Annotated in this window: 22 protein-coding genes; 7 read left to right on the top strand and 15 right to left on the bottom strand. The window is 71.0% G+C overall.

Annotated features, from left to right (window positions below; genetic code table 11):
- The first annotated feature begins 81 nt into the window (after positions 1-81).
- Positions 82-1,254: an acyl-CoA dehydrogenase family protein gene (locus tag BGP03_RS10485; RefSeq protein WP_296367859.1), complete on the top strand. Its 1,173-nt coding sequence runs from the start codon at positions 82-84 to the stop codon at positions 1,252-1,254.
- Between the two features lie 56 nt (positions 1,255-1,310).
- Here the strand turns inward: BGP03_RS10485 and BGP03_RS10480 are convergent, their stop codons facing one another.
- Together BGP03_RS10480 and BGP03_RS10475 are read right to left on the bottom strand one after the other, a co-directional pair.
- Positions 1,311-2,372: a cytochrome P450 gene (locus tag BGP03_RS10480; RefSeq protein ID WP_298799470.1), complete on the bottom strand. Its 1,062-nt coding sequence runs from the start codon at positions 2,370-2,372 to the stop codon at positions 1,311-1,313.
- 242 nt (positions 2,373-2,614) lie between these two features.
- Positions 2,615-2,749, bottom strand: a complete 135-nt coding sequence (locus BGP03_RS10475; RefSeq protein WP_298799469.1) for a hypothetical protein — start codon at positions 2,747-2,749, stop codon at positions 2,615-2,617.
- Between the two features lie 85 nt (positions 2,750-2,834).
- On the opposite strand from BGP03_RS10475, the gene BGP03_RS10470 reads away from it, so the two are divergent.
- The 3 genes from BGP03_RS10470 to BGP03_RS10460 all read left to right on the top strand — a co-directional run bounded on the left by BGP03_RS10470 (position 2,835) and on the right by BGP03_RS10460 (position 4,914).
- The gene (locus BGP03_RS10470) at positions 2,835-3,608 is read left to right on the top strand and encodes an enoyl-CoA hydratase-related protein (RefSeq protein WP_298799468.1); all 774 of its coding nucleotides are present in this window, start codon (positions 2,835-2,837) and stop codon (positions 3,606-3,608) included.
- A gap of 83 nt (positions 3,609-3,691) precedes the next feature.
- Positions 3,692-3,862, top strand: coding sequence for a hypothetical protein (locus BGP03_RS10465; RefSeq protein WP_296367853.1), 171 nt, complete (start codon positions 3,692-3,694; stop codon positions 3,860-3,862).
- A 185-nt stretch (positions 3,863-4,047) separates the two neighbouring features.
- Entirely contained in the window at positions 4,048-4,914 is an 867-nt protein-coding gene (locus BGP03_RS10460) for a transporter substrate-binding domain-containing protein (RefSeq protein ID WP_298799467.1), read from the top strand.
- On the opposite strand, the gene ehuA is transcribed toward BGP03_RS10460, so the two are convergent.
- The 4 genes from ehuA to ehuB are packed head-to-tail and all read right to left on the bottom strand — an operon-like array spanning position 4,915 to position 7,919.
- On the bottom strand, positions 4,915-5,676 hold the full coding sequence (gene ehuA, locus BGP03_RS10455; RefSeq protein ID WP_296367850.1) for an ectoine/hydroxyectoine ABC transporter ATP-binding protein EhuA: 762 nt from the start codon (positions 5,674-5,676) through the stop codon (positions 4,915-4,917).
- Between the two features lie 16 nt (positions 5,677-5,692).
- Positions 5,693-6,343, bottom strand: a complete 651-nt coding sequence (gene ehuD, locus BGP03_RS10450) for an ectoine/hydroxyectoine ABC transporter permease subunit EhuD (protein ID WP_296367848.1) — start codon at positions 6,341-6,343, stop codon at positions 5,693-5,695.
- Positions 6,340-7,017, bottom strand: a complete 678-nt coding sequence (locus BGP03_RS10445) for an amino acid ABC transporter permease (RefSeq protein WP_296367846.1) — start codon at positions 7,015-7,017, stop codon at positions 6,340-6,342. Before BGP03_RS10445 ends, ehuD begins: the two co-directional genes overlap by 4 nt.
- Positions 7,014-7,919: an ectoine/hydroxyectoine ABC transporter substrate-binding protein EhuB gene (ehuB, locus tag BGP03_RS10440; RefSeq protein ID WP_296367845.1), complete on the bottom strand. Its 906-nt coding sequence runs from the start codon at positions 7,917-7,919 to the stop codon at positions 7,014-7,016. The genes BGP03_RS10445 and ehuB overlap by 4 nt, the downstream gene beginning before the upstream one ends.
- A gap of 142 nt (positions 7,920-8,061) precedes the next feature.
- Between ehuB and BGP03_RS10435 the strand changes: the two genes are divergently transcribed.
- On the top strand, positions 8,062-9,033 hold the full coding sequence (locus tag BGP03_RS10435; protein WP_296367842.1) for a hypothetical protein: 972 nt from the start codon (positions 8,062-8,064) through the stop codon (positions 9,031-9,033).
- Here the strand turns inward: BGP03_RS10435 and BGP03_RS10430 are convergent, their stop codons facing one another.
- From BGP03_RS10430 to BGP03_RS10400, 7 genes are all read right to left on the bottom strand, one after another.
- The gene (locus BGP03_RS10430) at positions 9,034-9,300 is read right to left on the bottom strand and encodes a hypothetical protein (protein WP_296367839.1); all 267 of its coding nucleotides are present in this window, start codon (positions 9,298-9,300) and stop codon (positions 9,034-9,036) included.
- A 413-nt stretch (positions 9,301-9,713) separates the two neighbouring features.
- A complete protein-coding gene (locus BGP03_RS10425; RefSeq protein WP_296367838.1) occupies positions 9,714-10,718 on the bottom strand; it encodes a dipeptide ABC transporter ATP-binding protein in 1,005 nt (334 codons plus the stop codon).
- Positions 10,719-10,735: 17 nt separating this feature from the next.
- A complete protein-coding gene (locus BGP03_RS10420; RefSeq protein ID WP_296367836.1) occupies positions 10,736-11,758 on the bottom strand; it encodes an ABC transporter ATP-binding protein in 1,023 nt (340 codons plus the stop codon).
- The gene (locus tag BGP03_RS10415; protein ID WP_296367833.1) at positions 11,755-12,768 is read right to left on the bottom strand and encodes an ABC transporter permease; all 1,014 of its coding nucleotides are present in this window, start codon (positions 12,766-12,768) and stop codon (positions 11,755-11,757) included. The genes BGP03_RS10420 and BGP03_RS10415 overlap by 4 nt, the downstream gene beginning before the upstream one ends.
- Before the next feature lie 101 nt (positions 12,769-12,869).
- The gene (locus tag BGP03_RS10410) at positions 12,870-14,606 is read right to left on the bottom strand and encodes an ABC transporter substrate-binding protein (RefSeq protein WP_298799466.1); all 1,737 of its coding nucleotides are present in this window, start codon (positions 14,604-14,606) and stop codon (positions 12,870-12,872) included.
- Between the two features lie 32 nt (positions 14,607-14,638).
- Positions 14,639-15,634 (bottom strand): ABC transporter permease, encoded by a 996-nt coding sequence (locus BGP03_RS10405; RefSeq protein ID WP_296367817.1) that lies wholly within the window; start codon positions 15,632-15,634, stop codon positions 14,639-14,641.
- A 127-nt stretch (positions 15,635-15,761) separates the two neighbouring features.
- Positions 15,762-17,756 carry a protein meaA gene (locus BGP03_RS10400; protein ID WP_298799465.1) on the bottom strand — a complete coding sequence of 665 codons (1,995 nt, stop codon included), beginning with the start codon at positions 17,754-17,756 and terminating at the stop codon, positions 15,762-15,764.
- A 207-nt stretch (positions 17,757-17,963) separates the two neighbouring features.
- Between BGP03_RS10400 and BGP03_RS10395 the strand changes: the two genes are divergently transcribed.
- Positions 17,964-18,290 carry a hypothetical protein gene (locus BGP03_RS10395; protein ID WP_298799464.1) on the top strand — a complete coding sequence of 109 codons (327 nt, stop codon included), beginning with the start codon at positions 17,964-17,966 and terminating at the stop codon, positions 18,288-18,290.
- A 37-nt stretch (positions 18,291-18,327) separates the two neighbouring features.
- Here BGP03_RS10395 and BGP03_RS10390 read toward each other — a convergent pair whose 3' ends face one another.
- Positions 18,328-19,152 carry a DUF1206 domain-containing protein gene (locus BGP03_RS10390; RefSeq protein ID WP_296367811.1) on the bottom strand — a complete coding sequence of 275 codons (825 nt, stop codon included), beginning with the start codon at positions 19,150-19,152 and terminating at the stop codon, positions 18,328-18,330.
- A 70-nt stretch (positions 19,153-19,222) separates the two neighbouring features.
- Positions 19,223-20,491, bottom strand: coding sequence for a UDP-N-acetylglucosamine 1-carboxyvinyltransferase (gene murA / locus BGP03_RS10385; protein ID WP_298799463.1), 1,269 nt, complete (start codon positions 20,489-20,491; stop codon positions 19,223-19,225).
- 46 nt (positions 20,492-20,537) lie between these two features.
- On the opposite strand from murA, the gene BGP03_RS10380 reads away from it, so the two are divergent.
- A complete protein-coding gene (locus BGP03_RS10380) occupies positions 20,538-21,116 on the top strand; it encodes a cob(I)yrinic acid a,c-diamide adenosyltransferase (protein ID WP_296367808.1) in 579 nt (192 codons plus the stop codon).
- Positions 21,117-21,259 lie beyond the last annotated feature (143 nt).

Here is a 21,259-nt window from a genome sequence, read left to right as displayed (position 1 = left end):
GTCCACTGCGCGCTGCGCACGCGGACGAGCACTTCCGCCCGCCGGTCCCGCACCCCGTTGAGTGCTTCTACTGTGGGACAGATGGATCTCCGGGAGACCGACGAGCAGCAGCTGCTGCGGGCGTCCGTGGCCGCGATGGCCGCCAAGTACGGCCACGACTACTTCCTCGAGAAGGCCCGCTCCGGCGCGAAGACCTCGGAGCTGTGGAAGGAGGCCGGGGACAACGGCTACCTCGGCGTGGCCGTGCCCGCGGAGTACGGCGGCGGCGGGGCCGGGATGGTGGAGCTGTCGATCGTCGCGGAGGAGATCGCGGCGGCGGGATGCCCGCTGCTGCTGATCGTGGTCTCGCCCGCCATCGCCGCCACCGTGATCGCCACCAGCGGCACCGTCGAGCAGAAGGAGCGCTGGCTCCCCCGCTTCGCCGACGGCAGCGCGAAGATGTCGTTCGCCATCACCGAGCCCGACGCGGGGTCCAACTCCCACAACATCACCACGACGGCCCGTCGCGACCCGGCCGGCGGGTGGCGGCTCAGCGGCACCAAGTACTACATCTCCGGCGTCGACGAGACCGAGGCGACGCTCGTGGTGGCGCGGCTGGAAGGGGCCCAGAAGGGGTCGGCACGGGGGACCCTGCGACCGGCCATGTTCATCGTCCCGACCGACACACCGGGCATGACCTACCAGCCCATCGAGATGGCCATCCAGAGCCCGGAGAAGCAGTTCACGGTCTTCTTCGACGACGCCCACCTCCCCGACGACGCGCTGGTCGGCGGCGAGGAGGCCGGGCTCGCGGCCCTGTTCGCCGGGCTCAACCCGGAGCGGATCACCGTCGCCGCGTACTCCAACGGCCTGGCCCGCTACGCGCTGCGCAAGGGCACGGAGTACGCGAAGGACCGCACGGTCTGGAAGGCCCCGATCGGCAGCCACCAGGCGATCGCCCACCCGCTGGCGAAGGCGCACGTGGAGGTGGAGCTGGCCCGGATGGCGACGACCCGGGCGGCGTGGTTCTACGACGCCGGCGACCACGCGGCCGCCGGCGAGGCCGCCAACATCGCCAAGTACGCCGCCGCCGAGGCCGCCATCAACGCCGTGGACGCCGCGGTGCAGGCCCACGGCGGCAACGGCATGGCCGTCGAGTACGGGGTGGGCACGCTGATCGGCGCCGTCCGCACGGCCCGGATCGCCCCGGTGAGCCGGGAGATGATCCTGAACTTCATCGCCCAGCACACGCTGGGGCTGCCGAAGTCCTACTGACACCCCCTGTGCGCGGAAATCAGTGCCAGGGCACTGATTTCCGCGCACGACCGCGGTCAGGCCAGCCGCACCGGGAGGGCGGTCAGCCGGTGCGAGCCGGGCAGCGGCACCCACTCCGTCGGGCCGTCGAGGGCGAGCGCGGGGAACCGGTCCACCAGCGCGTGCAGGGCCACCTCACCCTCCTGCCGGGCCAGGGCGGCACCCAGGCAGTAGTGGGCGCCGTGCCCGAACCCGACGTGCCCGTCGCCGCGGCCCGCGGGCTTCCGGGTGACGTCGAGGCGCTCGGGATCCTCGTAGACGCGCGGGTCGAAGTTCGACGACACCAGCACCGACTGCACCGCGTCACCGGCGTGGATCGTGACACCGCCCAGCTCGACGTCCTCGGTGGCGTAGCGCAGCCGTGTGACGTGCACGGGCCCGCAGAAGCGCATCAGCTCGTCGACCGCGCCCGGCCACAGCGACGGGTCGCGGCGCAGCCGGTCGAGCTGGTCGGGGTGCTGCAGCAGGGCCAGGGTGCCGTTGGAGACCAGGTGCGCGGTGGTCTCGTGGCCGGCCAGCACCAGCGTCAGGATCATGGTGACGATCTCGGTGTCGGTCAGGCGATCGGCGCTGTCGTGCGCCACCGCGGGAGAAAGCACCTCGGCGCCGTCCTCCTGCGCCGCCACCATCCCGGTGATCAGGTCGCCCGTGGGCTCGGCACGGCGCCGGGCGATGAGGTCCCGGCAGTGCGCGACCATGTCCCGCATCGCGCCGGGAATCGTCTCGCGGTTCATCGTCACCAGCGCGGTGGCCCACTTCCGCCACTCCGGCCGGTCCGCCTTCGGCACCCCCACCAGCTCGCTGATCACGGTGATGGGCAGCGGGTAGGCGTACTCGGCGAGCAGGTCGACGCGTTCGGGCAGCCCGTCCAGGAGGTCCGCGGCGATGGCCTCGACGCGCAGGCGCAGCTCGTGCACCCGGCGCACCGTGAACGTGCGGGACACCAGCTTGCGCAGCCGCGCGTGGTCGACGCCGTCGACGTCGAGGATGGTGTCGGTGAGGTAGGGCGTGAACTCGGCCGGGATGCCGAGCTGCTCGAAGATCGCCGCACGGGGGTTGCCGCACGGGGGTTGCCGCACGGGGGTTGCCGCTGCCGGTCCCTCGCGCGATGTCCGGGTCCATGACGAAGCGGTGGTCCGACAGCGCGGTGCGGACGTCCTCCTGGCGCGTCACGTACCAGGCCGGGCTGCCGTCGAAGGATGCGCCGAGCAGCACGGGCGCCTCCTCCCGCAGCCGGCCGTAGCCGCCGAACGGGTCGGCGATCAGCGCCGGGTCCGTCAGGTTCGGTGCACTGGTGGTCATGGTGGTGCTCCCCTCAGGTTCAGCGCACGCGGCGGCGCCACTCGCCGTCGACGTGGGAGATCAGTGATCGGTAGGCCTCGGCGACCTCGGCGGCCAGCTCCGGCGTGACGTGCGGTGACGGGGCCTCCAACGCGCTCGCCATCGCGTAGGCCATCAGGTACGGGCGTCGCGGGCCCGCCGGGCAGGGTGTCGACGAAGAAGAACCCGGCCCCGCCCCCCCCGACGGCTACCGTGGTGCCATGGGTCTTTACGAGAACCTCACGGTCGAGCACGATGGCGACACCGTCCGGATCACGATGAACCGCCCCGAGCGCCGCAACGCGCTGTCCGAGGGGCACCTGCGCGAGCTCCTCGACGCGTTCGAGACCGCGGGCCGTTCCGACGCCACGGGCATCGTGCTGGCCGCGGAGGGCACGGCGTTCTCAGCCGGTCACGACTTCGCCGACGTCTCCTCGCGCGACCTCGCCGGTGTGCGTGACCTGCTGAAACTGTGCACGAAGGTCATGAACACCATCCAGGAGGTGCCCCAGGTCGTGATCGCGCGCGTCCAGGCCATCGCCACGGCCGCGGGCTGCCAGCTCGTCGCCACCTGCGACCTCGCGGTGGCCGCCGAGTCGGCCGGCTTCGCGCTGCCCGGGGGCAAGGGCGGCTGGTTCTGCCACACCCCCGCGGTCCCGGTGGCCCGCAACGTCGGGCGCAAGCGGCTCATGGAGCTGGCCCTGACCGGCGACGCGATCGACGCGGCCACGGCCGCCGACTGGGGCCTCGTCAACTACGCCGTCCCCGACGCCGAGCTCGACCGGGCCGTCGAGGATCTGCTCGCCCGCGCCACCCGCGGCAGCCGCTTCGGCAAGGGCGTCGGCAAGCAGACCCTCTACGCCCAGCTCGACCGCCCCGAGGCCGACGCCTACGCCATCGCCGTCGAGGTCATGGCGTCGCTGTCGCAGAGCCCGGGCGCACGTGAGGGCATGGCGTCGTTCCTGGAGAAGCGGCCGGCGGTCTGGACGGATTGACCTGTCATGCGCGTCACCGTGTCCATCTCCGCCGAACTGCTGCTGGCCGCCGAGCGACTCGCACACGAACGCGGTGAGTCCCTGTGGCCGTCATCGACGCGGCATTGCGGCGCGAGCTCGCGATTCCGGCCCAGCGCACCGACCGTCCCGTCACGCTGACGGTGCTCCTCCTCGGTTCGACCGTCGTCGTGGCCGCCTTCCGGGGCGATCACCTCCTGCACGGTGTCGCGGGCCGTGGTTCGACGATGTCGTGACCGCCGTCGTCGGGCAACGGAATCACCTGCTCGTCGGCCCGGGGCGGCCATCGCGACCGAGCACGGATGCACCATCGCCACGGTCGCCCGCGACTTCGCACGGTGCAGCGGCGTCGAGCACCATCTCCTGCGCGCGTAGGCCGCCCGCCGGGCGCCGCGACGACGCCCGTCATAGCCTGCCCGGGATGCTGAACCGCCGGATGTTCCTCGCCGCGGCCGCCGCGCTGCCGCACGCCGCCGCGTGCGGGCGCTCGGGCGACGCGCTGGAGCGGGCCCGCGGCGACGGCGTGCTGCGCGTGGGTATCGCGGGCGAGGAGCCGTTCGGCTACGCCGACAGCAGTGGCGCCGTCACCGGGGCCCAGCCCGAGGTGGCCCGCGCGGCACTGGCCACGATCGGCATCGGCGGGCTCGAGGCGGTCCAGGTCAACTTCGACCGGCTCATCCCCGGGCTGGTGTCGGGCCAGTTCGACATGATCACCGCCGGCATGACGATCACACCCGGTCGCTGCACGCAGGTGGCGTTCTCCCGGCCGGACTTCGTGGCGCTCCCCGCCTTCCTCGTCCCCGTCGGCAACCCGCGCGGCATCGCGACGTTCGGCGGCGTCGCCCGCTCCGGCCAGCGGCTGGGGGTGATCGCGGCGTCGTCGGAGAAGGACTACGCGCTCGCCGCCGGAGTCGCCCCCGACCGGATCGCCGAGTACGGCGGCCAGAGCACCCTGTTCCGCGCGGTGGCGGCGGGCGAGGTGCCGGTCGGCGCGCTCACGGCGCTGTCGCTGAGGAACGAGCTGCGGCGCAACCCCGGCAGCGGCCTGATGGTCACCCGGCCCGTGGAGCCGGTGGTGGGCGGGGCCACGGTCACCCCCGCCGGCGCGTTCGCCGTGCGGCCCGCGGACACCGACCTCCTCGACGCCCTCGACGGGGCGCTGGACGCCCTGCACAGCTCCGGGGAGTGGCTGCGGATCACCGCCCCGTTCGGCTTCACCGCCGACAACGACCCTCCGGCCGGCCTGACCACGTCGTCGCTGTGCGCGCTGCCGGCCGACGACCGGTGATCAGCGCCCCAGCACCGCCCGCAGGAACTCCTGCGTCCTCGGCTCGCGGGGCGCGGTGAACAGCTCCTCCGGGGGCGCGTCCTCCACGATGCGGCCGCCGTCGAACATCATCACGCGGTGGGAGAAGTCGCGCGCGAACCCCATCTCGTGCGTGACGCACAGGATGGTGATGTCGGTGGTCTCCCCGATCTCGCGCAGCAGCTTCAGCACGCCCGCGACCAGCTCGGGGTCGAGCGCGGAGGTCACCTCGTCGAGCAGCAGGACGTCCGGGCGCATGGCCAGGGCGCGTGCGATCGCCACGCGCTGCTGCTGACCGCCCGAGAGCCGCGACGGGTGCTCGTCGATCTTCTCGGCGAGCCCGACGAGGTCCAGCAGCTCGACGGCCCGGGCGTCCGCCTCGTCCCTGCTCAGGCCCAGCACGCGCGTCGGGGCCTCGACCAGGTTGCCGCGCACCGTCATGTTCGGGAACAGGTTGAACTGCTGGAACACCATCCCGATGTGCTTGCGCACCTCGCGCGAGTGCTTCTCGTCGGCGGGGACGAGCCGGCCGCCCTTCTCCATGTGCGACAACGGTCTCCCGCCGACGCGGATGACCCCGTCGGAGACCGCCTCCAGGCACATGAGCAACCGCAGGATCGTCGTCTTGCCCGACCCGGACGGCCCGATCAGCGTCACGTGCTCGCCGGAGGCCACGGTGAAGTCGAGGTCCGAGAGCACCACGTTGTCCCCGAAGCGCTTCTCCACGCCCTCGAACACGATCATCGGTGCGGTATCGATGTCAGGTGCCGACAACTCGGCGCTCCAATCTCCGGACGAGCAGCGCCGCCGGGTAGCTCAGCACCAGGAACAGCAGGCCCGCGATCGTGTAGACCTCGACGTAGCGGAACGTGGTGTTCCCGGCCTCCCGCGCCTGGCCGACGATGTCGAGCACGCCGATGCCGATCAGCAGCGGGGTCTCCTTGAACATGGAGATGACGTTGTTGCCCAGCGCCGGGAGCACCCGCGGGATCGCCTGCGGGAGAACGACACCCGTCCACACGCGGGAACGCGGCAGGCTCAGCGCGGTGGCCGCCTCCCACTGCCCGCGCGGCACCGCCTCGATGCCGGCGCGGTAGACCTCGGAGTTGTAGGCGGCGTAGTGCAGGCCGAGCGCGATCACCCCGACGACGAGCGCCCCGAGCGTCACCCCGAACTGCGGCAGCACGAAGAACAGGAAGAACACCTGCACCAGCAGAGGAGTGCTGCGCACGAACTCCACCAGCGCCCGCACCACCACCCGCACCGGCGCCGGCCCCCGCATCAGCACCGCGAACACCAGCCCGAGCACCAGCGCCACCAGGGACCCGAGCAGCGTGGCGATGACGGTGATCCGCAGACCGTCCAGCAGGGCGGGCAGGACATCGGCGACGTAGTTCCAGTCCCAGGTCATCCGACGCCCACCGCCACGCGGCCCAGCCGGCGCCCGGCCACCCGTTCCAGCGCCCGCATCCCGGCCGTGATCAGCAGCGAGAGCACCAGGTAGAACGCCAGCGTCAGCAGCAGGATCGGGAAGACGTAGGGGTTGAACGCCGGGATCAGCACGTCGTGGGCCTGCCGGGTGACGTCCTGGACGAACACGAACGACAACAGCGCGGTGCTCTTGAGCAGCTGGATGAACAGGTTGCCCGCCGGCGGCAGCATCTCCACTACCGCCTGCGGCAGGATCACCCGCCGCATCCGCTGCGCGGGCGAGAGGCTCAGCGCCAGTGCGCCCTCGTACTGGGCGCGAGGCACCGACTGCACGGCGCCGCGCACGATCTCCGCCCCGTACGCGCCGTGGTTGAGCCCGAGCACGAGCACGCCCGCCCAGATCGGCACGATCTGGAACCCGACGAGCACCGGCAGCGCGAAGAAGATCCAGAACAGCTGTACGACCTCCGACGTGCCGCGCAGCCCCTCGACGTAGATCCGGCTGACCACGCGCACGGTGCGCGACGGCGACAGCAGCGCCAGCCCGGCCACGAAGGACAGGACCACGGTCAGCGCGATGCCGCCGACGGTCGCGATCAGGGTGGCGGGCAGCCCGAGCAGCAGTACCTGGAACCAGGTACTGAGATCGCTCATGTCGCTGTGCAGAGCTGCTGCGTGGTCAGGCCGGCCGGGGGGAGGTTGGACTCCGAGAAGCCGAACGGCTTCGCGATCTCCGCCCACTTCCCGCTCTTCTGCAGGTTGCCGAGCTCGGTGTCGAAGGCCGCCTTGAGGTCGGCGTCCGCGGTGCGGAAGACGAACCCGCCGGCCGACACGACGTCCTTGCCCTTGGCCTTCGGGGTGAAGCCGGCCGTCACCGTCACGCCGGCCTGCGGGTTCTTGCCGGCCAGCCACTTCAGCGAGATGTCGGTGAGAGCCGCCGCGTCCACCCGCCCCGCGGTGACGGCCTGCAGCAGCGCGTTCTGGTCGGGGAACGTCGTGATGTTGCCGGCCGGCACGCCCGCGTCCGTCGCGTAACCCTGCTCGACCGCCGCCCCCAGCACCGCGAGCTTGAGGTTCTTCGACGCCACGTCCTCGAACGTCGCGACGCCGGTCGGGTTGCCCGTCCTGACCAGGAACGCGGTGAGCGCCGTGTAGTCCGGGATCGAGAACGCGGCCTGCTTGCACCGCTCGGGGGTGATGTTCATGCCCGCACAGACCATGTCGAACTGCTTGGCGTTGAGCCCGGGGATGAGCGACCCGAAGTCCACCTGCTGGGCCGTCACGTCCTTGATGCCCACGGCCCGCAGCACCGCGCGCGCCACCTCGGGCGCCTCACCGGTGACCTTGCCGGTCAGATCCGTGAACCCGTAGGGCTCCTCGCCCGCGATACCGATCTTGATCGTGCCGGCGCTCTTCGCGCCGGCCAGCACGCTGCCACCCGCGCCGGCGCCGGTGCTGGTGCACGCCGAGAGCACCGTGCCGCCGGCGAGCACGGCCGCGCCGGCCGTGGCCGTGCGCATCAGGAAGTCGCGCCTGGTCCAGGATCCCCGGGTCATGGTGTCGTCCCCTCCTCGTCGAATCGGCCGGGAGCTCCGTTGCCCTCGACCTGACGCCCGAACGTAGGGCATTCGGCCGTGTCGGGCCGGGTCTGGCCGGTCGAGCGAGCCGCGAGGGGCCCGGTGCGCGAGGATCACCTCCATGGTGTTGCGCGTAGGTGGGCTGCCGGTGTGGGTCGGCCCCTCGGACATGATCGTCGGAGCTCGGGCGGTGATGGGCTGGACCGATGACGCCGTCGAGGTCATGGTCGACGTCCCCCGGCGCGTGGCCGCCCTGCTCGACGAGGCCGAGGGCCTGGTCGGGCGGATCACCGGGATCGCCGACGCCGTGGACGGCGTCGTCGGGTCCGTGGACGACGTGCTGGGCGACGTCCGGGCCGTGATCGCCCGCGTCGACGACGTGGTGGGCCGCGCCGACGAGCTGGTGGGCCGCGCCGAGCCCCTGCTCGCCGAGGTGTACACGGTGGCCGACGGCGCCGCGGCCCTGGTCGCCCGCGCCGGCGGGGTCGCCGAGGGCGCAGCCGGGCTGGTGGAGCGCGCCGACGGGGTCGCCGGCGGTGCCGCCGCGCTCGTCGAGCGGGCCGGCGGGGTCGCCGAGGGCGCAGCCGCCCTCGTCTCGCGGGCGGACACCGTGGCCGAGAGCGCCTCCGGGCTCGTCTCCCGCGCCGGCGCCGTGGCCGACCGGGCCGCCGGGCTGGTGGAGCGTGCGGACGGGGTGGCCGAGGGCGCCGCGGCGCTGGTGTCGAAGGCCGGTTCCGTCGCCGATGACGCGCGTGGTGTCGTCGGCACCGCAGCGGGTGCGGCCGACGTCGCGAACGACCTGCTGGAGACCTACAAGCCGATCGCCGAACGGGCCGTACCGCTGGCGCGGCGCTTCGTGCAGGAGTTCTCGGAGGAGGAGCTGCAGGCCGCGATCCGGCTGGTGGACCAGCTCCCCCAGATCACCGAGCACGTGGTCAGCGACGTCCTGCCGATCCTGGTCACCCTGGACAAGGTCGGCCCGGACGTCCACGAGCTGCTCAACCAGCTCGACGAGATCCGCCAGGCCATCAACGGCATCCCCGGCTTCCGCCTCCTGCGCCGGCGCGGCGAGGAGAAGGAGAACGGCGGCTGATCAGCCCGGTTCGTCACCCTCGTGCCCCCGGCGCCGGCGGGGTTGGTCCGGGCGGCCCAGTACGGGCTCGGTCAGCAGCTCCGGCTCGGACGTGCGGGTCCGCGGGCTGCGGACCTCGCCACGCCGGGAGCGCCAGCGGGTGCCGTACACCGCCCCGACGATCACCGCGATGATCAGCAACGGGATGCCGGCGAACAGCCCGAGCGCGCCGAGCAAGGTGACGCCCGACGGGTCGGCGGCGGACGAGAGAACCAGATCCACGGTCACCGGCCAGACGCTAGCCCTGTCACCTGTGAGTTCCCCGTGATCGTCCCGAGATGCGGTTCCCCGGTAGTTCGATCAACGTCCGGGCCCGTCTCGGAACGATCACGGCCGTGAGGGAACCTCGGCGGCGCGGGATCCGTCGGTGCTGCCGTGTTCGATCAACCGTTTCGTGGGTCCGCCGCCGTGACTGCAGGGCTCGTCACTCGTGGAGAACTGCGGGGGCCGCGGTTCCGGCGGCGGTTCATCGACTCCTACGTGCGTGCCGACGTCGAGGTGGATCTGGAGCTCCTGCGGCGGGAGGCCCACCTCACCGCCGCTGGATGGGAGATCCTGCGGTTCACCGACGCTGAAGTGCCGGGGAGGCCGCGCTGGGTGGCGGGGACGGTGCGGTGGGTGCGTCGACCCCCGATGATCGTTCAAGCGGGCTGGTTCTCCGGGAAGTGGCAGGCCACCTGGTGCCCGGGCTCCAGCTCCACCATCGGCGGGGTCTCCACCCCGCAGATCTCCTGCGCCTTCCAGCACCGGGTGTGGAACCGGCAGGCCGCCGGCGGGTTGAGCGGGCTGGGCACGTCGCCGGTCAGCAGGATCCGCTCGCGCTTGCCCACGCGCGTCGGGTCCGGGACCGGCACGGCCGAGAGCAGCGCCACGGTGTAGGGGTGCATCGGTCGGCCGTACACCGACGCCGCGTCCCCGATCTCCATGATCCTTCCCAGGTACATCACGGCCACCCGGTCCGACACGTGCCGCACCACCGACAGGTCGTGGGCGATGAGCACGTAGGTCAGGCCGAGCTCGTCCTGCAGGTCCTCCAGCAGGTTCACGACCTGCGCCTGGATCGACACGTCCAGCGCCGACACCGGCTCGTCGGCCACGATCAGCTTCGGCCGCAGGGCCAGGGTGCGGGCGATGCCGATGCGCTGGCGCTGGCCGCCGGAGAACTCGTGCGGGTAGCGGTTGTAGTGCTCCGGAGAAAGCCCCACCAGCGCCAGCAGCTCCTGCACCGTCTTCTTGACGCCGCCCTCGGGCGTGACGCCCTGGATCTCGAACGGCGCACCGACGATCTTGCCGACGGTGTGCCGCGGGTTCAGCGACGAGTACGGGTCCTGGAAGATCATCTGGATGTCGCGGCGCAGCGGCCGTAGCGAGCCCTGGCCGAGATGGGAGATGTCGCGACCCTCGAACTCGACGGTGCCGCCGGTGGGCTCGATCAGCCGCGTCAGCAGCCGCCCCGTGGTGGTCTTGCCGCAGCCCGACTCCCCCACCAGCGACAGCGTCTCGCCCTTGCGCACCTCGAAGTCCAGCCCGTCCACGGCCTGGACGGCGCCGACCTTGCGCTGCAGAAGCCCACGGCGCACCGGGAAGTGCTTCTCCAGCCCTGTGGCCCGCAGCAGCGGCGCCTCGGCGGTCTTGTCGAGCGTCACGATCCCGTCCCCGGCCGTCACAGCTTCGGCCTGATCTCGTCGGTGAAGATCTGCGTCCGTTCCTCGACGGACAGGTGGCACGCCGCCAGGTGGCCGGCGCCGCCGTCGCGCAGCTCGGGACGCTCGGTCTGCGAGCGTCCGCCGGTGCGGTCGGCGAAGTCGCACCGCGGGTGGAACGCGCAGCCCGACGGGATGTTGATCAGGCTGGGCGGGCTGCCCTTGATCGGCAGGAGCCGGTCGGTGCGCTCGCGGTCCCAGCGCGGCATCGACCCCAGCAGCCCCCACGTGTACGGGTGCTGCGGGGCGGTGAACACCTCGAGAGCGGTGCCGTACTCGACGGCCCGCCCGCCGTACATCACGAGGATGTCGTCGGCCAGTTCCGCCACCACGCCGAGGTCGTGGGTGATGATCACGACCGCGGAGTCGAACTCCGACTGCAGGTCGACGATGAGGTCCAGGATCTGCGCCTGCACCGTGACGTCGAGGGCGGTGGTGGGCTCGTCGGCGATGAGCAGGTCGGGGTTGCACGACAGCGCCATCGCGATCATGGCGCGCTGCCGCATCCCACCGGAGAACGTGTGCGGGTAGTCGTCGAAGCGGGACTTCGCCTGCGGGATGCCGACCCGGTCGAGCAGGTCGATCGCACGCTTCTTCGCGTCCGCCTTGCTGACGTCGTTGTGCAGCCGGTAGGCCTCCACGATCTGGTGGCCGACCGAGTAGTACGGGTGCATCGCCGAGAGCGGGTCCTGGAAGATCATCGCCATCGTCGAGCCGCGGAGCTTGCGCACCTGTTCCGGCGTGGACGACACGATCTCGTGACCGCCGACCCAGATCTCGCCGGAGATGTCGGCCGAGCCCGGCTTGTGCAGGCCCATGATCGACAGGCTGGTGACGCTCTTGCCCGAACCGGACTCGCCGACGATGCCCAGCCGCTTGCCACGCTCCAGGCCGAACGACAGCCCGTCGACGGCCTTGACCACGCCGTCGTCGGTGCGGAACTGCACCCTCAGATCCTTGACCTGCAGGAACGGACCCGTCACGACAGCCTCACCCTCGGGTCGATCACGGCGTAGAGCAGGTCGACGATCAGGTTGGCCACGATGATGAAGATGCTGCCGAGCAGTACGACCCCGAGGATCTTGGGCAGGTCGTTGTTGACGATGGCGTCCACCGCGTACTTGCCGATCCCTGGGAGCGAGTAGGTGCTCTCGGTGAGGATGGCGCCACCGAGCAGCAGGCCGAGGTCGAGACCGAAGATGGTCAGGATCGGGGTCAGCGCGGATCTCAGCCCGTGCTTGACCACCACCGTGCGTTCCGGCAGGCCCTTGGCCCGCGCGGTACGGATGTAGTCCTCGCCCATGGTGTCCAGCATCCCGGCCCTCGTCAGGCGGGCGTAGCCGGCGGCGTAGAGGAACGCGAGCGTGATCCACGGCAACAGCAGGTCGTAGGCCCAGACGAACGGGTTGTCCTCGAACGGCGTGTAGCTCCCTCCGGGCGCGGTGATGCCCAGCGCGTAGCTGAACACCGACAGCGACAGCAGGCCGGTGAAGAAGATCGGCAGCGAGACCCCGGCGAGCGCGACGCCCATCGCGGTGCGGTCGAAGACCGAACCGCGTCGCAGGGCGGACAACACACCTGTCGCCACACCGCCCACCAGCCAGAGGACGGCCGCTCCGACGGCGAGCGACAGCGTGACCGGCAACCGGTCCAGCAGGTCCGGCAGCACCGGGTTCTGCGTGATGAAGGAGTACCCGACGCACGGCGCGTCACAGTGCACAGAGATCGGACCCGTGGAGTAGTCGCGACCGAAGACGAGACCGCCGACGAAACGGCCGTACTGCACCACGATCGGATCGGTGAAGCCCAGCCGCACCGCCGCCTCGTGGATCTGATCCGGGCCGGCGCTCTTGCCGACGTAGCGCGACGCGAGGTCGTCAGGAGTGGCACCCGCGAGCCGGGGCACCAGGAAGAAGATCACGAACGTTGCTGCGGTGACGATGAGCAGCAGGATCACTGCGGCGATCAGTCGCCGGACGATGTAGACCGCCATGCTTACGGCCGACGGCCTGCCGGACGGCCCGCACCGGTCGGGTGCGGAGCGTCCGGCAGGCCGGCAGTGCCTTCACCTGCCTCCGGGTCGAATGCGGGGCGTCACTTCCGGGTGGTGCCCAACGCCAGGTAGTCGTACATCTGGAACCCGTCGGAGATGAAGGCGTTGGTCAGGTTCGGCGGCCGGTACAGCAGCCCCTTCGCCCAGATGCCCGGCAGGATGTAGGCGTCGGTCATGACCTTCTTGTCGATGTCGACCCAGATCTTCTCCCGAGCCGCCGTGTCCGTGGTCTGCAGCGCCTTGTCGATCATCGCGTCGACCTCGGGGTCCTTCACACCGAGGTTCGTGTTGCCCGCGGCGCGGATCACCCGGCTGTCGACGATCTGAGCCAGGAAGCCGTAGCCGTCCGGCCAGTCGGCGCCCCAACCGGTGATCATGATGCCGAGGCCGTTGGCCTTGGCGAAGTCCGGCTTGCCCGCGTAGAGCTTGAAGTAGTCGCCGCTCGGGTAGGGCTTGATCGTCAGGTTGATGCCCGCCTTGGCCAGCGACTGCTGCAGCGACTCGGCCGTCGCCTTCTCCTTCGGACGCTCCGCCCGGTAGGAGATGCTCGTGGAGAACCCTCCTGGCTGGCCGCATTGCGCCAGCTGGTCCTTCGCCTTCGCCACGTCGCCGGCGTTGTTCGGGGTGGCGTAGTCGTCGAACTTCTCCGAACCCGGGATGACCGGGGGCAACAGGTTGCTGGCGATCTCACCGCCCGTGGCACCACCGTAGGAACGCTGGTAGCCGGTCTTGTCGGCCGCGTACTCGACAGCCATACGGCAGTGGACGTTGTCCAACGGAGCGACGTCGGAGTTGATGTTGGCGTACCAGAGCCGGGCCACCGTGGCCTCGTCGGTGTTCTTCTTGAGCGACGCGTCCGCCAGGATCTTGCCCTGCGCCGACGGACCGACGCCCGTGCCCTCCACCGCGACGTCGAGATCGCCGGACTGAAGCCGGTTGTCGATGTCGTCGGCGTTGACGTTGAGCGCGACGTCGTAGCCGTCGGGCAGCGGCTTGCGGTTGGGGTCGGTGGCCTGGTCCCAGTTGGGGTTGCGCACCAGCGTGAAGCTCTTACCGAGCTCGTTGGTCTTGAACATGTAGGGGCCCGTGGAGACCACGTGCTCCTTGTACTTCGTACCCGTGTCCTTGGCGACCGGGACCGGCATCGTGGCCGGCAGCTGGGCGAAGTAGTCGAAGCCGCTGAACGGGCTCTTGAGATGGAAGACGATCGTCTGGTCGTCGGGGGTCTCGATCGCCTTGAGCCCGAGCTTGTCCGGGCTCGTGTCCTTGTAGGGACTGGTGTAGCCCTGCAGGTCGAACGCGTCGTTGAAGTAGGTCGGGCCGTTGGGGAACGTGTCCTTGTCCAACGATCGCTCGACCGCGTACTTGACGTCCTTGCTGGTGACGGGCGTGCCGTCCTCGAACTTGACCCCGGTGCGCAGCTTGTAGGTCCACGTCTTGGCGTTGTCGGTGGGGACACCGAGGCTCTCGGCGAGGTCGGGCACCAGCGTGGCGCCGTCGGCCCCGGGCGCCGACTTGAACATCACCAGCGAGCGGCCGTAGAGCCGGGCGAAGTTCCAGGAGTAGGCATAGTAGGTGTCAGCGGGGTCGAGGGAGTCCCAGTCGCCGGAGTTCGCCATCCGGATCGTGCCGCCGGTGACGTCGGACGGGTTGCTGATCCCGTTCGCCGCGGCCGAGGAGCCCGACGAGCTGCTCGCCGAACCACCCCCGCACGCCGCGAGGACCAACGCCGAGACCGCGCCCAGCGCGACCACGGCGACTCTGCGCCTACTACTCATCGAACGCCCCTCTTGTTGTGTGGAGTGGATCGTCATCGGGACCGCGGATCCAGCGCGTCCCGGAGTCCGTCGCCGAACAGGTTGAACGCCAGCACGGTGACGAAGATCGCCAGGCCCGGGAAGACCATGAAGTTGGGCGCGATCTGGAACCAGTGCGTGGCGTCCGACAGCATGCCGCCCCAGCTCGCCGTGGGCGGGCGGATGCCGACCCCGAGGAACGACAGGGCCGCTTCGAACAGGATGTTCGTGGGGATCAGCAGCGTGGAGTACACGAGGATCGGCGCCACGAGGTTGGGCAGCAGCTCGGAGAACAGGATGCGGGGCGCGCGGGCGCCCAGGCTGCGGGCGGCGTCGACGAACTCGCGCTCGCGCAGCGACAGCGTCTGCCCCCGGATGATGCGGCCGATGTACGGCCAGCTCGACAGCCCGACGATCGCGACGATCAGCACGATCCGCAGGGTGTCGCCCTGCAGGCCGAAGGCCGTTTCCGGGATGATCCCGACCAGCGCCAGCGCGAACAGCAGGATCGGGAACGCCAGGAAGATGTCCATCGTGCGGCTGATCAGCGTGTCGATCCAGCCGCCGAAGTACCCCGCGACCACGCCCAGGACGGTGCCGACCAGCACCGCCAGCAGCGTGGCGAAGAACGCGATGAGCAGCGAGATGCGGGCGCCGTAGACGACCCGGCTGAAGATGTCACGCCCGTTGACCGGCTCCACGCCGAACAGGTACGTCGGGGAGATGCCGCCGAAGAACCCCGGCGAGACCTGGAGGTCGGGGTCGACCTGGTCGTAGTGGAACTCCAGCGGATCGTGGCCGAGCACCGCCACGATGGCCGGCGCGAAGATCGCCACCAGGATCAGCAGCACGATGACGATCCCGCCGCCCAGCGCGACCTTGTCGCGGCGCAGCCGGCGCCAGGCGATCTGCCCGAGCGAACGTCCCTCGATGTCGCGGCCCATGCCCACCGTGACGGCCTCGGGATCGGCCTGCACGTCCGATCCCGTCACCTCCTGCGGTGCGGTCATCGTCGCTCCATGTGGCGGTCACCCGGTCCTCACGTCTTGGTCAAGTCGACAGACGCGGAGGACATTAACCGGCCCAGACGTACGCGTCGGTAACGATCCGCGCAAAAACGCTAGACCGTCCGGGTGGTCACGGTGCGCGGTGCGCCGCCACGACGAGCGTGACGATCTCGTCCATCATCTCCGTGAGCTTGTAGTCCTTGGGGGTGAAGACCGCCGCCACGCCCTTGGCGCGCAGGACCGCCTCGTCCTCGGGCGGGATGATCCCGCCGACGACGACGGGGACGTCACCCGCGCCGGCGGCCCGCAGCCCCTCGACGACGGCCGGCACCACCTCGAGGTGCGACCCCGACAGAACCGACAGACCGACCACGTGCACGTCCTCCTGCACCGCGGCCGCGACGATCTGGGCCGGGGTGAGCCGGATGCCCTGGTAGACCACCTCGAAGCCGACGTCGCGCGCGCGCACGGCCACCTGTTCCGCGCCGTTGGAGTGGCCGTCGAGGCCGGGCTTGCCGACGAGCATGCGCAACCGGGTGCCGATCTCGTCGCCCGCGGCCCTGACGCGCTCGCGCACGGCGGTGATCTCCGACGCCGCCTCGCCCCCCGTCACGGCCGCCGAGACGCCCGTGGGCGCCCGGTACTCACCGAAGACCTCCCGGAGCACCCCGGACCACTCGCCGGTCGTCACGCCGACCTTGGCGCACGCGATGGAGGCGTCCATCAGGTTGGTCCCGGTCTTGGCGGCATCGCGGAGCGCGTTGAGCGCGGACTCGACCGCCGATGTTTCGCGGGCCGCCCTCCACTCCCTGATGGCCTCGATCGCCGACGCCTCGGTGGCCGGGTCGACCGACTCGATGGCGGCGGCGCCCTCGGCCTGCAGCGGGCTGGGCTCGGTGGTGTCGAACTTGTTGACGCCGACGACGATGTGCTCGCCGGACTCCATCGCCCGGCGTCGCTCGGACAGCGAGGAGACGAGCTGGCCCTTCATGTACCCGGACTCGACGGCCGCGACGGCGCCGCCCATCTCCTGCACGCGGTCGATCTCCTCGCGCGCGCCGGCGACGAGCTCGGCGACCTTGGCCTCCACCACGACGGAGCCGGTGAACAGGTCCTCGTACTCCAGCAGGTCGGTCTCGTAGGCCAGCACCTGCTGCATGCGCAGTGCCCACTGCTGGTCCCACGGCCGCGGCAGCCCCAGCGCCTCGTTCCAGGCGGGGAGCTGGATGGCGCGCGCGCGGGCGTCCTTGGACAGCGTGACGGCCAGCATCTCCAGCACGATGCGCTGGACGTTGTTCTCCGGCTGGGCCTCGGTGAGCCCCAGCGAGTTGACCTGCACCCCGTAGCGCAGGCGGCGCTGCTTCGGGTTCCCGACGCCGTAGCGCTCCTTCGTGATCTCGTCCCAGAGCTGTCCGAAGGCCCGCATCTTGCACATCTCCTCGACGAAACGCAGGCCCGCGTTGACGAAGAACGAGATGCGCGCGACGACGTCGCCGAACTTCTCCTCCGGCACCTGCCCGGAGTCCTTGACGGCGTCGAGCACGGCGATGGCCGTGGACAGGGCGTACGCCAGCTCCTGCGCGGGCGTGGCCCCGGCCTCCTGCAGGTGGTAGCTGCAGATGTTGATCGGGTTCCACTTCGGGATCTCGGCCACCGACCACGAGATCATGTCCGAGATCAGGCGCATGCTCGGCGCGGGCGGGAACACGTACGTCCCGCGCGAGAGGTACTCCTTGACGATGTCGTTCTGCGTGGTGCCGGCCAGCGTCGCGCGGGGCGCCTCGTGCTCGTCGGCCACCGCGACGTAGAGCGCGAGCAGCCACATGGCGGGCGCGTTGATCGTCATCGAGGTGTTGGCCTCGGCCAGCGGGATGCCGTCGAACAGCGTGCGCATGTCGCCGATGTGGCTGACCGGCACGCCGACCTTGCCGACCTCGCCCTTCGCGAGCTCGTCGTCGGGGTCGTAACCGGTCTGGGTGGGCAGGTCGAACGCCACCGACAGGCCCGTCTGGCCCTTGGCGAGGTTGCGCCGGTAGAGCTCGTTGGACTTCTTGGCCGACGAGTGGCCGGCGTAGGTGCGGATCACCCAGGGCCGGTCACGCTCGTGGTCGGTCGGGTACGGCACCGGACACCTCCGCCATCGGGATTTCGGGAGATGCTACCGGCGCGTAGCTTCCCCGACCGCGTCCGCCGACGGCCGTCACACTCCCTGATCGATCAAGCGGACGGCGGGCGGTCGCCGGGTCTCGACCTCGACGTCGCCGCGGCTGCCGGCCACACCCGTGTTCCTACCGAGGGTGCGCCCCGGGTCGAGGTGACGGAGACTGTCGGGATGGCCGACTGGACCCGCTTCTTCGTGCTCTTCGGCGGGCTGATCATGATGGTCGGGCTGGCGTTCGCCCTGCGCTGGACGTGGGGCACCGGCAAGGAACTGCCCGGCCCCCGCGTCATCGACCCCGACGACCCCACCGGCGACGGCCTCCTCGAGGAGGTCGGGCGGGTGCCCACCGAACCGGCGGCCCAGGTGCTCCGCAACCGCCTGCTGGCCAACGGCATCAGGGCCACGGTGGGCCGCCGGGAGGACGGCTACGGCCTGCTGGTCTTCCCGGCCGACCTGGTGAACGCGAAGCTGGTCCTCAGCCGCAGCGCCCTCGAGTGAGACGGGGGCACCCGGTGATGCCGGCGCCGGAGGGCGTTCAGACCTTGTGGTAGCGCGCGTCGAAGAAGCAGAACACGCCGTAGGCGACCAGTCCCAGCGCCACGACGCCCAGCAGGTACGGCCCGAACGGCTGCGCCACGAGCCCCTTCAGCCCGGCGTCGAGCCCGGAAGCCCTGGCGGGGTCGAAGAGGACGGCGGCCACCAGCACGAGCACGCCGATGAGCGCGATCGAGATGCCCTTCGCCACGAACCCGACCTGCCCCGTCCGGACGACCGCCTGCTTCGCCCGCTGGTCCGCGGGCAGCGACATGTCGTCCAGGAACTTCTTCTTCCAGCCGGCGTAGACCTTCGCACCCCCGACGATCACGATGACGAGACCGGCCGCCCCCACGAGGAACTGGCCACCGGGCAGGCCGAGCAGTCCGGCGGTCGCCTTCTGCTGGCCGCCTCCCCCGCCACCGCCCCCGGCCGCCGTCTGCCCGGCGAGCACGGCCAACCCGGCGAAGACCACGACCTTCACGCCGCTGCTGACCTTCTTGCGGATCTTCTTGGTGGTGTCGGAGATGTAGCCGAATCCCCAGATCGCCTGGGTCAGCCGCCAGAGCGCGGTGGCGACGAAGCCCACGACGAGCACCCAGAGCAGCACGCGACCGAACGGCTGTTTCGCGAGCTCCTGGAACGCTCCGCCCTGGTCGGCCTTCTCCCCGCCCCCGCCCCCGAACGCGATCTGCAGGGCGAGCCAGCCGATGAGCAGGTGCGTGATCCCGTAGGCGAACAGGCCGACGCGGGCACCGATCTTCACCGGCTTGCTCTGGGCGACGTCCTTGGCGGACTGGTTGGCGGAAGCGGCGGCGCTGGTCATGGGCGGCACCGTGACACGAACCGGTCATGAACGCACGTGGTGCTGGGCCGTCCGGCCCAGCGGAGCCGGATCAGCGCTCGGGATCGACACTCACCCGCGAGATCTCCGCCCCCAGGGACCGGAGGTTCTCGACGAAGCGTGGGTAGCCGCGGTCGATGTGCTCGACGTCCCAGACCTCGGTGACGCCGTCGGCGCACAGGGCGGCCAGCACCAGTCCCGCACCGGCGCGGATGTCGCTGGCCCAGACCGGTGCGCTGGAGAGCCGGTCGACCCCCCGGACGACGGCGTGGTGGCCGTCGGTGCGCGCGTCGGCCCCGAGCCGCACCATCTCGTCGACGAACCGGAACCGGCTCTCGAACACGTTCTCGGTGATCATCGAGGTGCCGTCGGCCACGGCGGAGACCGCGATGGCCATCGGCTGCAGGTCCGTGGCGAAGCCGGGATAGGGCAGCGTCACGAAGTCGACGGCCCGGGGGCGGCCGTCCATCGTGAGGGTGAAGCCGCCCGCCTCGATGTCGGTGCGCGCCCCGGCGCTGCGCAGCTTGTCCAGGACGAGGTCGATGTGGTGCGGGTCGACCCCGCGCACGGTGACCTGACCGCGCGTCATCGCCGCGGCGAATGCCCAGGTGGCACCGACGATCCGGTCGCCGATCACGCGGTGCGTGGTGGGCGCGAGCCCGGTGACGCCGTGCACCGTGAGCGTGGACGTGCCGACGCCGTCGATCTTGGCGCCCATCTGCGAGAGCATCAGGCAGAGGTCGACGATCTCGGGCTCGCGCGCGGCGTTGTCGATCACGGTGGTGCCCTCGGCGAGCACCGCGGCCATGAGGATGTTCTCGGTGGCGCCGACGCTGGGGAAGTCCAGCCAGATCTGCGCGCCGCGCAGCGTCTCGGCGGTGGCCACCACGCGGCCGTGCTCGATCTCGGTGGTGGCGCCGAGCTTGCGCAGGCCGGCCTGGTGCATGTCCAGGGGGCGCGAGCCGATCGCGTCACCGCCCGGGAGCGGAACGACCGCGCGCCGGCAGCGGGCCACCAGCGGCCCCAGCACGCAGACCGACGCCCGCAGCTTGGACACCGACTTGTAGTCGGCCTGCGCACCGGGTTCGGCCGGCACGTCGATCGTGACCGTGTCGCCGTCGACGTCCACGGTGCAGCCGAGGCTGCGCAGGACGTCGGCCATCAGCGGGACGTCGAGGATCTCCGGGCAGTTCGTGATGGTCGTCGTGCCCTCGGCGAGCAGCGCCGCCGCCATCAGTTTCAGGACGCTGTTCTTCGCGCCGACCACGTCGACGGTGCCCACCAACCGGGCGCCGCCGCTCACCGCGAAATGCTCTGCCACGAGCCGCGACGCTAGCGCCTCCGCCGCGGCGGGCTACCGTCCCCCCATGGCCGTGCACCTGACCAGGATCTACACGAAGACCGGCGACGACGGCACCACCGCCCTCGGTGACTTCAGCCGCGTCCGCAAGACCGACGTGCGGCTCGCCGCCTACGCCGACACCGACGAGTGCAATGCCGCGCTGGGCGTCGCCGTGACCGTCGGGGGGCTGTCCCCCGAGGTCCTGGCGCCGCTGGCGCAGATCCAGAACGACCTGTTCGACGTGGGCGCGGACCTCTGCGCCCCCATCGTTCCGGACCCGGAGTACCCGCCGCTGCGCATCACCGAGGAGTACGTGACGCGCCTCGAGGGCTGGTGCGACGCGTTCAACGAGGGCCTGCCGAAGCTGGAGTCGTTCATCCTGCCCGGCGGCACCCCCGGCGGGGCGTACCTGCACGTCGCCCGCACGGTCACCCGACGCGCCGAACGGTCGGTCTGGGCGCTGCTGGAGGAGGACGCGGAGCGCACCAACCCGCTCACGGCGAAGTACCTCAACCGCCTGTCCGATCTGCTGTTCATCCTGGGCCGCGTCGCGAACCCCGGCGGCGACGTCCTCTGGCACCCCGGCGGCCCGACGACCCCCTGACCCCAACCCCGCGAGTCGGGGCCTCCGTGCCCGCGAGTCGGGGCCTCCGTGCCCGCGAGTCGGGGCCTCCGTGCCCGCGAGTCGGGGCCTCCGTGCCCGCGAGTCGGGGCCTCCGTGCATGACCCGGCCGCGCCGACAGCCCG

Origin of the sequence: Pseudonocardia sp. 73-21, from assembly GCF_001899645.1 — a bacterium.
GTDB lineage: Bacteria > Actinomycetota > Actinomycetes > Mycobacteriales > Pseudonocardiaceae > Pseudonocardia.
This window is presented reverse-complemented; position numbering and strand designations above follow the sequence as displayed.

Bases quoted from the DNA above. Each gene is read 5' to 3' on its own strand.
- BGP03_RS10485 (WP_296367859.1), top strand. From the start codon at position 82: ATGGATCTCCGGGAGACCGACGAGCAGCAGCTGCTGCGGGCGTCCGTG.
- BGP03_RS10395 (WP_298799464.1), top strand. From the start codon at position 17,964: ATGGCCGACTGGACCCGCTTCTTCGTGCTCTTCGGCGGGCTGATCATG.
- BGP03_RS10415 (WP_296367833.1), bottom strand. From the start codon at position 12,768: ATGGCGGTCTACATCGTCCGGCGACTGATCGCCGCAGTGATCCTGCTG.
- BGP03_RS10470 (WP_298799468.1), top strand. From the start codon at position 2,835: ATGGGTCTTTACGAGAACCTCACGGTCGAGCACGATGGCGACACCGTC.
- BGP03_RS10460 (WP_298799467.1), top strand. From the start codon at position 4,048: ATGCTGAACCGCCGGATGTTCCTCGCCGCGGCCGCCGCGCTGCCGCAC.
- ehuA (WP_296367850.1), bottom strand. From the start codon at position 5,676: ATGATCGTGTTCGAGGGCGTGGAGAAGCGCTTCGGGGACAACGTGGTG.
- BGP03_RS10475 (WP_298799469.1), bottom strand. From the start codon at position 2,749: ATGGCCTACGCGATGGCGAGCGCGTTGGAGGCCCCGTCACCGCACGTC.
- ehuD (WP_296367848.1), bottom strand. From the start codon at position 6,343: ATGACCTGGGACTGGAACTACGTCGCCGATGTCCTGCCCGCCCTGCTG.
- BGP03_RS10410 (WP_298799466.1), bottom strand. From the start codon at position 14,606: ATGAGTAGTAGGCGCAGAGTCGCCGTGGTCGCGCTGGGCGCGGTCTCG.
- BGP03_RS10405 (WP_296367817.1), bottom strand. From the start codon at position 15,634: ATGACCGCACCGCAGGAGGTGACGGGATCGGACGTGCAGGCCGATCCC.
- BGP03_RS10380 (WP_296367808.1), top strand. From the start codon at position 20,538: ATGGCCGTGCACCTGACCAGGATCTACACGAAGACCGGCGACGACGGC.
- BGP03_RS10445 (WP_296367846.1), bottom strand. From the start codon at position 7,017: ATGAGCGATCTCAGTACCTGGTTCCAGGTACTGCTGCTCGGGCTGCCC.
- BGP03_RS10435 (WP_296367842.1), top strand. From the start codon at position 8,062: ATGGTGTTGCGCGTAGGTGGGCTGCCGGTGTGGGTCGGCCCCTCGGAC.
- ehuB (WP_296367845.1), bottom strand. From the start codon at position 7,919: ATGACCCGGGGATCCTGGACCAGGCGCGACTTCCTGATGCGCACGGCC.
- BGP03_RS10390 (WP_296367811.1), bottom strand. From the start codon at position 19,152: ATGACCAGCGCCGCCGCTTCCGCCAACCAGTCCGCCAAGGACGTCGCC.